Origin of the sequence: Kitasatospora sp. NPDC036755, from assembly GCF_040636595.1 — a bacterium.
Lineage (GTDB): Bacteria > Actinomycetota > Actinomycetes > Streptomycetales > Streptomycetaceae > Kitasatospora.
This window is the reverse complement of record NZ_JBEZUT010000084.1, coordinates 17,421-27,909: the sequence shown is the minus strand read 5'-3', so window position 1 is coordinate 27,909 and position 10,489 is coordinate 17,421. Positions and strand designations below refer to the sequence as shown.

General features: G+C 73.5%; 5 protein-coding genes. 2 read left to right on the top strand and 3 right to left on the bottom strand.

Features of this window, described 5'->3' with window-relative positions; all coding sequences use genetic code 11:
* On the bottom strand, positions 1-5,267 hold a 5,267-nt coding region (locus AB0E96_RS15405), incomplete at its 3' end, for a beta-ketoacyl synthase N-terminal-like domain-containing protein (protein ID WP_359823285.1).
* Between the two features lie 211 nt (positions 5,268-5,478).
* Between AB0E96_RS15405 and AB0E96_RS15400 the strand changes: the two genes are divergently transcribed.
* Together AB0E96_RS15400 and AB0E96_RS15395 are read left to right on the top strand one after the other, a co-directional pair.
* On the top strand, positions 5,479-6,330 hold the full coding sequence (locus AB0E96_RS15400) for a hypothetical protein (RefSeq protein ID WP_359823283.1): 852 nt from the start codon (positions 5,479-5,481) through the stop codon (positions 6,328-6,330).
* 88 nt (positions 6,331-6,418) lie between these two features.
* A complete protein-coding gene (locus tag AB0E96_RS15395) occupies positions 6,419-7,186 on the top strand; it encodes a glucose 1-dehydrogenase (protein ID WP_359823281.1) in 768 nt (255 codons plus the stop codon).
* An 83-nt stretch (positions 7,187-7,269) separates the two neighbouring features.
* On the opposite strand, the gene AB0E96_RS15390 is transcribed toward AB0E96_RS15395, so the two are convergent.
* Together AB0E96_RS15390 and AB0E96_RS15385 are read right to left on the bottom strand one after the other, a co-directional pair.
* The gene (locus tag AB0E96_RS15390; RefSeq protein WP_359823279.1) at positions 7,270-8,757 is read right to left on the bottom strand and encodes an FAD-binding oxidoreductase; all 1,488 of its coding nucleotides are present in this window, start codon (positions 8,755-8,757) and stop codon (positions 7,270-7,272) included.
* A 241-nt stretch (positions 8,758-8,998) separates the two neighbouring features.
* Positions 8,999-10,423: an MFS transporter gene (locus AB0E96_RS15385; protein WP_359823277.1), complete on the bottom strand. Its 1,425-nt coding sequence runs from the start codon at positions 10,421-10,423 to the stop codon at positions 8,999-9,001.
* Positions 10,424-10,489: the final 66 nt, after the last annotated feature.

The following is a 10,489-nucleotide window of genomic DNA, read 5'->3' as shown; positions in this document are numbered from 1 at the left end:
GCGACCATCGCACCACCGGCCGGCAACGCCTGCATCAGACGACCACGCGCCGCCACCAACCGCGCCGCATCCGCCAGCGAGAACACCCCCGCCACATGCGCCGCCGCCAGCTCACCCACCGAGTGCCCGGCCACGAAATCAGCCCCGACACCCCAGGACTCGACCAGACGGAACAGCGCCACCTCGAACGCGAACAGACCCGGCTGCGCCACCCCCGTCGCCTCCACCGCGGAGGCGTCCCCGCCCCAGACCACCTCCCGCAGCGGCACCTCCAGGTGCGGATCCAGCTCCGCGCACACCTCGTCGAAAGCCTTCGCGAACACCGGGAACGCCTCGTACAACCCCCGGCCCATTCCGAGCCGCTGACTGCCCTGACCGGTGAACAGCACCCCGACCCGGCCGTGAGTCCCGTCGTCCAGGACGCCCAGGACGACGCCGGCCGGCTCCTCGCCCGCGGACAGCAGTGCGAGCTCCGCGAGGGCCTCACCGCGGCCGCCCGCCAGGATCACGGCGCGGTGGTCCATCGCGGCCCTGGTCGTGGCCAGCGAGAACCCGACGTCCACCGGGTCCAGTTCCGCATCGCCCTCCAGCAGCGTGTGAAGCCGGTCGGCCTGCCCCCGCAGCCCGCCCTCCGAGCGCGCCGACAGCACCCACGGCACCACCGGCAGGGCGCCCGTGTCCCGGGCGTCCGACGGGGTGTCAACGTCCGGTGCCTCTTCCAGTACGACGTGTGCGTTGGTCCCGCTGATGCCGAAGGAGGAGACGGCGGCGCGGCGCGGCCGTCCCTCGACCGCCGGCCATTCCCGTGCCTCGGTCAGCAACTCCACCGCACCGGCCGACCAGTCCACCTTCGGCGACGGCTCGTCCACGTGCAGCGTCTTCGGCATCACCCCGTGCCGCATCGCCAGCACCATCTTGATCACACCCGCCACACCCGCCGACGCCTGCGCATGACCGATGTTCGACTTCAACGACCCCAGCCACAAAGGCCGTTCGGCCTGCCGGCCCTGCCCGTACGTCGCCAGCAACGCCTGCGCCTCGATCGGATCACCCAGCGCCGTCCCCGTACCGTGCGCCTCCACCACATCCACATCCGCCGACGCCAACCGCGCCGACGCCAGCGCCTGCCGAATCACCCGCTGCTGCGACGGACCGTTCGGCGCCGTCAACCCGTTCGACGCACCGTCCTGATTCACCGCGCTGCCCCGCACCACCGCCAGCACCCGGTGCCCACGCCGACGCGCCTCCGACAACCGCTCCAACAGCACCACCGCCACACCCTCGGCCCACGCCGTCCCATCGGCCGACGCCGCGAACGCCTTGGCCCGGCCGTCCGGCGCCAGACCGCGCTGGCGGGAGAACTCCACGAAGGAGCCGGGCAGTGACATCACGGCCACGCCTCCGGCGAGCGCGACCGTGGTCTCGCCCTGGCGTAGCGACTGCACGGCGAGGTGCAGGGCCACCAGCGAAGAGGAGCACGCCGTGTCCACCGTCACCGCAGGGCCCTCGAGACCCAGCGTGTACGACACCCGGCCCGAGACGACGCTGCCGGCCGTCCCGGTGCCCAGGTAGCCCTCGATGCCCTCGGGCAGCCGCTCCACCTTGGACGCGTAGTCGTGGTACATGACGCCGGAGTAGACGCCGACCTTGCTGCCGTGCAGCGCGGTGGGGTCGATGCCCGCCCGCTCGAAGACCTCCCACGAGGTCTCCAGCAGCAGCCGCTGCTGCGGGTCCATCGCCAGCGCCTCGCGCGGCGAGATCCCGAAGAACCCCGCGTCGAACCCGGCCGCGTCGTCCAGGAAGCCGCCGTCGCGCGCGTAGGAGGTGCCGGCCCGGTCCGGGTCAGGGTCGAACAGCGCCTCCAGGTCCCAGCCGCGGTCGTCCGGGAACCCGGAGATCGCGTCCCGCTCCTCCACCAGAAGCCGCCACAGCTCCTCCGGCGAGGACACCCCGCCCGGCAGCCGGCACGCCATCCCGACGATCGCGATCGGCTCGTCGAAGCGGGCGTCCGGCGCGCTCTGCGCGGCGTCGTCCTCGCTGTCCGGGGCGCCGCCCAGGAGCTCGCCGAGCACCAGCCGGGCCACGGCGCCGGGGGTGGGGTGGTCGAAGGCCAGGGTGGCGGGCAGCCGCAGGCCGGTGGCCTCGGTCAGCCGGTTGCGCAGGCCCACCGCCGTGACGGAGGTGAACCCGAGTTCCTTGAAGGCCCGGTCGACGCCGATCGTGCCGGTGCCGTCGAGGTCCAGCACGCGCGCGGCCTCGGTCCGGACGATCTCCAGCAGGGTCCGGAAGCGCTCGGCCTCGGCGAGCGGGGCCAGCCGGTCGCGCAGTTCGTCCGCCCGTCCCGCGTCGGCGGCGCTGGTGCCGGGGGCCTGCTCGATGAGTCCCTCCAGCAGCGCGGGGACCTCGTCCTCGCCGCCGACCAGGGCGGTGTCGAGCTTCATCGCGACCAGGGCGGGCTCGTCGACCATGACCGCCGCGTCGAACATGGCGAGACCGCCCTGCTCGGTGAGCTCGCCGACGCCGGGTGAAGCGGTCCACTCGGTGTGCGGGCCGACCGCCCACGGGCCGTAGGCGACGGCGAGGGCCGGCAGGCCGTGGCTGCGGCGGTGCCGGGCCAGCGCGTCGAGGAAGGCCGCCCAGGCGGCGCGGTCGCCCTCGCCCTTCGCGCCGAACGTGCCGACGGCGGAGGAGAGCAGCACGAACGAGCCCAACTCGCCGCCCCTGGTGAGCTCGTGGAGGTTCAGGACGCCGCTCAGGGCGTGCCGGAGCCGGTCGTCGCCGACGGCGTCCCGGTCGCTGCGGGCGTGCACGACGGCGGTGAGCGGGCGCCGGGCCTCGACGGGCAGCTGCGCCAGCCGCTCGACGGCGCTCCGGTCGGCCAGGTCGCAGGCGACCAGCTGCACGTCGGCGTCCAGTTCGGCGAGTTCGGCGGCCAGTTCGGCGGCGGCCGGGTCGGCGTGGCCGCCCGGGCTGACCAGCAGCAGGTGCCGGGCGCCCCAGCCGGCGACGAGGTGGAGCGCCACCGACCGGCCGGCCGCGCTGTCGGCGCCGGTCACCAGCACGGTGCGCTGCGGGTCGAGCAGCGGGCGTTCGGCCCGGTCGGCGGCGGACAGGACCCGGGCGAGCCTCGGCCGCATCGCGACGCCGGCCCGGACCGCGATCTGCCCCTCGCCGGAGGCCAGGGCGCCGAGCAGCGCGCGGACGCTCGGACGGTCGTCGCCGTCGAGGTCGGCCAGGCGCAGCCGCTCGGCGCCGTACTCGGCCTGGAGGCTGCGGACGAGGCCCCACAGGGCGGCGTGCCGGAGGTCGGGCCGGGCGTCGTCGGCGCCGGTGACCACGCCGCGGCGGGTCAGGACGACGAGGCGGGTCCGGGCCAGGCGGTCGTCGGCCAGCAGTTCCCGCAGGGTGCCGGCGAGGGCGGACACCGCGTCGGACACGGCGTCGGACAGGGCGGTGCCGGTGCCGTCGGCCTCGGGGGCGGTCAGCAGGAGGACCGCCGGGGCCGGGGTGTCGGCGGCGAGGGCCGTCCGGGCGTCCGCGAGTGCGCCGAGGTCCTCGACGTCGAGGCCGGCCGCGCGCAGGCCGGCGGCCGCGGCGGACCGCTCGCCGGCCCCTGCCAGCGCCCAACTCCCGCTCGGGGCGGGTTCGGTGGCGGCGGTGAGGGAGCCGAAGGGGACCCAGTCGAGGCGCTGCAGGGCGTCGAAGTGGCTGCCGCTCGCGGCGCGCAGGCGCGCGGGCTGGTCCAGCAGCACATGGCGGGTGATCTTGCCGGACTGGGTGCGGGGGATCCGGCCGATCTCGTAGAGCTCCTCGGGCACCTTGAAGTAGGAGAGGCGTTCCCGGCAGGCGGTGAACAGGGCGTCCGGGTCGAGGCCTTCGGGGCCGGCCACCAGGAACGCGACCGGCACCTCCCCGAGGACGGGGTGCGGCTTGCCGACCACGGCGACGTCCAGCACGCCGGGGACGGTGCGCAGGGCCTCCTCGACCTCGCCGGGGTGGATGTTCTCGCCGCCCCGGATGATCAGTTCCTTGATCCGTCCGGTGACGGTGAAGTAGCCCTCCTCGTTCCGCTTGGCGAGGTCCCCGGTGCGGTACCAGCCGTCCCGCATGGCCTGGGCGGTGGCCTCGGGCTGGTTGTGGTAGCCGACCATCACGCTCGGGCCCTTGACCCAGACCTCGCCCTCCTCCTCGATGCCGACGTCGAGTTCGCTCGTCGGGTCGACCAGCCGGACGCCGAGGCCCGGCACCGGCAGGCCGCAGGAGCCCTCGACCCGGGCGCCGGTGGGCCAGTTGATCGTGATGGAGCCGCAGGTCTCGGTGCTGCCGTAGGCGTCCAGCAGCGGGGCGTCGAAGAGTGCCTCGAACGACCGGCGCAGGGCGGCGGTGGTGATGGCTCCGCCGACCAGGCACATCCGCAGGTCCGGCGCGCGGAAGCCCTTCTCGCGGGCGGCCTGGACCAGGTAGTGGTACATGGTCGGCACACCGGCGAGGAAGGTCGAGGACTCCTCGTCCAGGGCGCGCAGCACCTCGTCGGCGGAGAACCCGTCGACGATCCTGGCGGTGGCGCCGACGGCCGTCACGGACAGCACGCAGGCGATGTGCGAGAGGCTGTGGAAGAGCGGCAGCGGCCACAGCACGCGGTCCTCGGCGGTGAGCCCGGGCACCGGAACGTAGCAGGCCGCGACCGACCACAGGCCGTTGCGCTGGGTGGAGAGAACTCCCTTGGGGCGCCCGGTGGTTCCGGAGGTGTAGAGCATCCAGGCCAGGTCGTCGAGGTCCAGGTCGTCCCGGGCCGGGGAGGCCGGTTCGGTGGTCGCGAGCGCGGCGTAGGACTGGGCGCCCACCGGCACCCGGCCGTCGTCGGCGACGATCACGGTGCGCAGCTGCCGGCCCTCGTCGAGCAGACGGCGCAGCTGCTCCGCGTGGGCCGAGTCGGTGATGACGACCCGGGCACCGCTGTCGTCGAGGATGTGGGCCAGTTCGGCGTCGGTGGAGCGGGGGTTGACGGGCACCCCGATCCCCGCGGCGCGCAGGACGGCGAAGTAGCTCTCGATCATCTCGACCCGGTTGCCGAGCAGGATGGCGGCGCGGTCCCCGGGCTGGAGCCTCAGGTCGGCCAGGTGGCCGGCCAGCCGGCGGGTGCGGCCCTCGAGTTCGGCGTAGCTCACGCTGCGCCGGGCATCCTTGAAGGCGACCTTGTCGCCCATGCGATCCGCGTGCGCCTTCAACAGTTCGGGCAGCGGTCGGATCAGCTCGGTACGCAGCATTTCCTCTAAACCCCTCGGTCGGACCACGGCATACTTCCGCCAGGGGAAGTCTTGTGGAGCGGGCGTCCGTCCGACCCCCTGACAACCCCCCTATGGGGTCCCTAACCCGGCCGGGCCGGTCCCGGTTTTCGCTCTCCGCCGGGAAAGGCCGGTCCCTCTCCCCTAGCCTCGTCCGCAGAGCGTTCGCGGAGGACTACGAGGGGACTTGGGAATGTCACGGATCTGGTTCTTCTGCCATCTGCCCGGCGCGGATCCGCGGGCCGCGGAGGGTGTTTCCGAGTCGTACGCGGCGATTCCGGCACTGGTGGACGAAGTGCGGCGGAAGGACCCGGGGGCCCGGTGGTTCTTCCACCGGCCGGCGGACGGCGACCGGTGGGGCGGGGGCCTGTGGTTCCACGCCGAGGAGGCCGCGCTGGAGGCCGTGTCGGGGGCCGTCCCGGAGGCTGCCCCGGTCCGGTCCGGGGACGCGGCCGGGCCCGTCGGGGCCGGGCTCCACCGGGAGTCCGGCGAGCGGCCCGAGCCGCCCCGGCCGGCGTTCGACGGGGTGCACCTCGACGACGAACTCGCTTTTCGTTCCGGCGAGTTGGCGCTGGAGACGCTGCGCCACGGCCCGCTGGACGAGGAGCGGCAGCTGGGCTTCGCCGTCCTGCACCTGGGCCGGCTGGTCGAGCTGCTCCCGGAGTCCGAGCGGCCGGCGTTCCTCTTCCTGTACTGGCAGGAGCGGGTCGGCCGGCTCTCCCGCGAGGAGCGGCTCCGTGCGGCGGAGCGGGCCGACGTCCACGGCGCCGCGCTCGCCGCGGCGGCCACGCCCGAGGGGTTCGGGAATTTCCGGTCGGGCGAACTCGCCGGCACCGCGCTGCGGAATTACCTGGACGCCGCCCGATCGGCCGTCGAGGCCCCGGCCCGGCCCGATGCCCCGGCGAACTACCTGCTGTTCGGCCATGCCCGGCACACGCACGAGCGGATGGGAATTCCGGCCTCGACGGACGCCCTCGCGGCGCGGGCCCTGCGGACGGCACTGCGCATCTCCCCGGTCACCGCCAGGGAACTCCAGCCCGTATAAGTGAATTGATGCAGGATCAGCCTTTCGCGGATACCGGTCTCCGGGCGAGAATGGACGTCCGAACCCATTTTCCAGGAGCAGAGAAACCGTGATCACACTTGAAGGCAAGACGGCTCTGGTGACCGGTGCCGCGCGCGGCCAGGGCGAGGCCGCCGCGCGGCTCTTCGTCCGGCTGGGCGCCCGGGTCGTCCTCGCCGACGTCCTCGACGAGGCCGGCGAGAAGGTGGCGGCCGAGCTCGGCGAGAACGCCCGCTACGTCCACCTCGACGTGACCGACGAGGAGCAGTGGGCCGCCGCCGCGGAGACGGCCGTCTCCGCGTTCGGCGGTCTCGACGTCCTCGTGAACAACGCCGGGGTGTTCCGTTCCCAGCGGATCGAGGACGAGAGCAAGGACGCGTTCGTCCGGACCCTCCAGGTCAACCTGGTCGGCCCGTTCCTCGGCATCCAGGCCGTCACCGGGCCGATGCGCCGGGCCGGCGGCGGATCGATCGTCAACGTCTCGTCGGTCTCCGGGCTGAAGGGCGTCGGCGGGTCCGCCAGTTACGGGTCTTCCAAGTGGGGCCTGCGGGGTCTGAGCAAGACGGCCGCGCTGGAGCTCGGTGAGTTCGGCATCCGGGTCAACTCCATCCACCCGGGCATCATCGCCACTCCGATGAACGAGGGGATGGCCCCGCCGGTGGGTGCCGGCAACCACCCGGGGGTGGCGCTGCGCCGGGTCGGGCTGCCGCAGGACGTGGTGGGGCTGGTGGCCTTCCTGGCCTCGGACGCCTCGGTCTACCTCACCGGCGCGGAGATAGCGATCGACGGCGGATTCTCGGCCGGGCCGACCCCGCCGGTCAGCACGCCCTCGGCGTGACGCCGGCGTGACGGCCGCATGACGGTCCGGGCGCCGGACACCCTCGGTGTCCGGCGCCCGGTCGCGTTCGCGGGTCGGACGGCTCAGCCGCCGACGCTCCGCCCGTGGTGGAACACGTCCTCGGGGTCGTACTTGGCCTTGGCGTCGAGCAGTCGCGGGTAGTTGTCGCCGTAGTACGCCCGCTGCCAGTCGCGCAGCGCCGGGTCGGGGAAGTTGACGTAGGCGCCGCCGGTGGCCTGCGGGGCGAGGGCCTCGAAGCCCCGGTCGACCCAGGCCGTCATGGCCCGCTCGGCCTCCGGCTGCGGGACCGCGTCGGGGACGAGGGTGCAGTAGCCGGCGATGAACGGCGCGCCGCGGTGCGGGTAGGCGGTCTCGGCCGGGCCGAGGTCGTCGGCGGCGCCGCCGAGCGCGATGATCCACAGGTAGCGGGTGTGCTCGGCGTGCCGGTCCGCGGAGAAGTCGGCGAGCACGCGGTCGAGCGCCGGGCCGTCGAGCGGCCGGGCCAGGTACTGGTGCCGCTCCCGCTGGAAGCCGATCCGCTCGACCTTGGCCGCCTCGCTTCCGCCGACCCGGTGGAGCTCCTCGACCGTCAGCTCGCCGAGGCCGTACACCCGGAACATCACCTCGTCGTACGGGAGTTCCGCCGCGTCCCGCACCTCGGGCACGGCGCCGGTGGCGGCGACGAACTCGTCCAGCGCGGCCTCCAGCTGGTCGAGCGAGCCCCAGCAGACGCCGGAGACCTGCACGATCGGCACCGCGTCGGGGCCGGCGTCCGGCATCACGACCAGCACCGAGGAGCCGATCTCCCGCGCGGCGCCGGCGATCCACTCCTGCCAGGCGGCGAGCACCCGGTGGGTGTCGTCCCAGGACCAGATCGTGGTGAAGTGGACCGCGGAGGAGACCGGGATCGACCGGACCTCGAAGTCGACCACGATGCCGAAGTTGCCGCCGCCACCGCCCCGCAGCGCCCAGAAGAGCTCCGGCTCCTCGGTCTCGGAGGCCCGGACGATCCGGCCGTCGGCGAGCACCACGGTGGCCGCCACCAGGCGGTCGCTCGCGAGGCCGAACTTCCGCGTCTGGTGGCCGATCCCGCCGCCCAGGAGGTAGCCGGCGGCGGCCACCGTCGGGAAGGTGCCGGTCACGATCTGCTCGCCCGACCCCTTGAGGGCGGCGAGCGCGTCCACCGACAGCAGCCCGGGGCCGAACCGGACGGTTCCGCCCAGCGGCTCGGCGTGGGCGATCCGGGAGAGGTCGACGACCAGCCCGGCACCGGTGGACCAGCCGGCCAGGCTGTGCCCGCCGCTGCGGGGGTGCACCGGCACCCCGTGCTCCGCCGCGAAGCGGACGCAGGCGCTGACGTCCTCGGGGGTCTCGCAGTAGGCGACGGCCCGCGGCCGCGCGGAATCGAACTCGGCCACGTGCAGCTGCTTGGCCAGGTCGTACTCGGGGTCGGACGGCAGGACGACGTCACCCCGGAGAAGTGGGCGCAGCGCCGACCAATCGGCTTCGGCCGCCGCTGTGTTCGGCGTGGAGGCGTCGTTCGCCCGGAGCCCGGACTGCCCGCTGGTCATCAACCATCCTCGACTCGTCAGTTGTTCCTGGTGGGACACGGTGAGCCTAGGCAGCCGGGGAACACCCGACACACCCCTAACTCCCCCCTCAGTGCGGCCCGTTCGCCCTGGTCGCCGCACCGGCCCGGGCCCGGGTCGGGCCCGGGTCGGGACAGCGCGACGCCCCTGCCACGCCGACGGGGGTGCGGCGGGCAGGGGCGGGATCGGGGGCCGACCGGACGGCGGTCCGGTCGTGCGCGCCTCAGGCCGAGGCGGTGTCCTTCGCCGGCTGGGCCGAGACGGCCGGCGCGGCCTGCGGCTTCGGCGGCGTGCGCAGCACCGTCACCGCGACCACCGCGGCGCCGAGCACGAAGCACGCGGCGACCCGGAAGGCCAGCTGGTAGCCGCTGGTGTAGGCGGTCCCGGAGGCGGTGCCGTCGGCGATCAGGTTCTTGGCGTGCGAGGCGGCCAGCGTGCTGAGGATCGCCAGGCCGAGGGCGGCGCCGACCTGCTGCATGGTGTTGAACATGCCCGAGGCGAGGCCGGAGTCCTTCGGGGTCGCCCCCGACATGGCCAGGCCGGCCAGCGACGGCATCGCCATGCCGAACCCGATGCCGAGCGGCAGGGTGGCGGGGAAGACGTCGGTGAAGTAGGCGCCGTTTGCCGAGACCTGGCCCATGGCGCCGAGGCCGATCACGATCAGCACCAGCGCGGCCAGCAGGACGGTCTTGGCGCCGAACCGCGCGATCAGGCGGGGCGAGAGGAACAGCGACATCAGGCCGATCAGGATCGACACCGGCACCACGCCGAAGCCGGTCTGCACCTGGTCGAAGCCGAGCACGTTCTGCATGTAGAGCACGGCGAGGAACTGGAAGCTGAACATGCCGGAGATCATCAGGGTGTGGGTGCCCAGCGCGCCCGAGACGTTGCGCAGCCGGAACATCCGCGGCGGCAGCAGCGGGGCCTCGGCCTTCAGCTGGCGGACGACGAAGGCGATGATCAGTGCGATCGAGCCGAGGCCGAAGCCGAGGGTGTGGCTGGAGCCCCAGCCGTAGTCCGCCGTCTCGACGATCGTGTAGACGGCGCCCATCAGGGCGGCGGTGATCAGCACCGCGCCGACCACATCGGTGCTCTTGCCGAGGCCGGTGCCGCGCTCCGCGCTGAGCTTGCGGGCGGCCATGAGGACGGCCACCACGCCGATCGGCACGTTCACGAAGAAGATCCAGTGCCAGCTGATGGCCTGGGTCAGCACACCGCCCGCGAGCAGGCCGATGGTGCCGCCGGCGGACTGGACGAAGCTGTAGACGCCGATCGCCTTGGCCCGCTCCTTGGGCTCGGTGAACATCGTCACGATCATGGCGAGGGTGACCGAGGAGGTCACCGCGCCGCCCACGCCCTGGACGAACCGCGAGACCAGCAGCATGCCGGGGCTCTGCGCCAGGCCGCACAGCAGCGAGGCCGCGGTGAAGACGGTCAGGCCGGTGGTGAAGACCCGCTTGCGGCCGATGAGGTCGCCGAAGCGGCCGGAGAGGAGCAGCAGACCGCCGAAGGGGATCAGGTACGCGTTCACCACCCAGGCCAGGCTCGACTGGCTGAAGCCGAGATCCGACTGGATGGACGGCAGCGCCACGTTCACGATCGTGCCGTCAAGGATCACCATCAGCTGACCCGCACACAGGATGGCCATCGCCAACCACCGTGACGTCGGCCGGCCCGGTGACACAACCTCAGGCGACATGCCTGCTCACCTCTC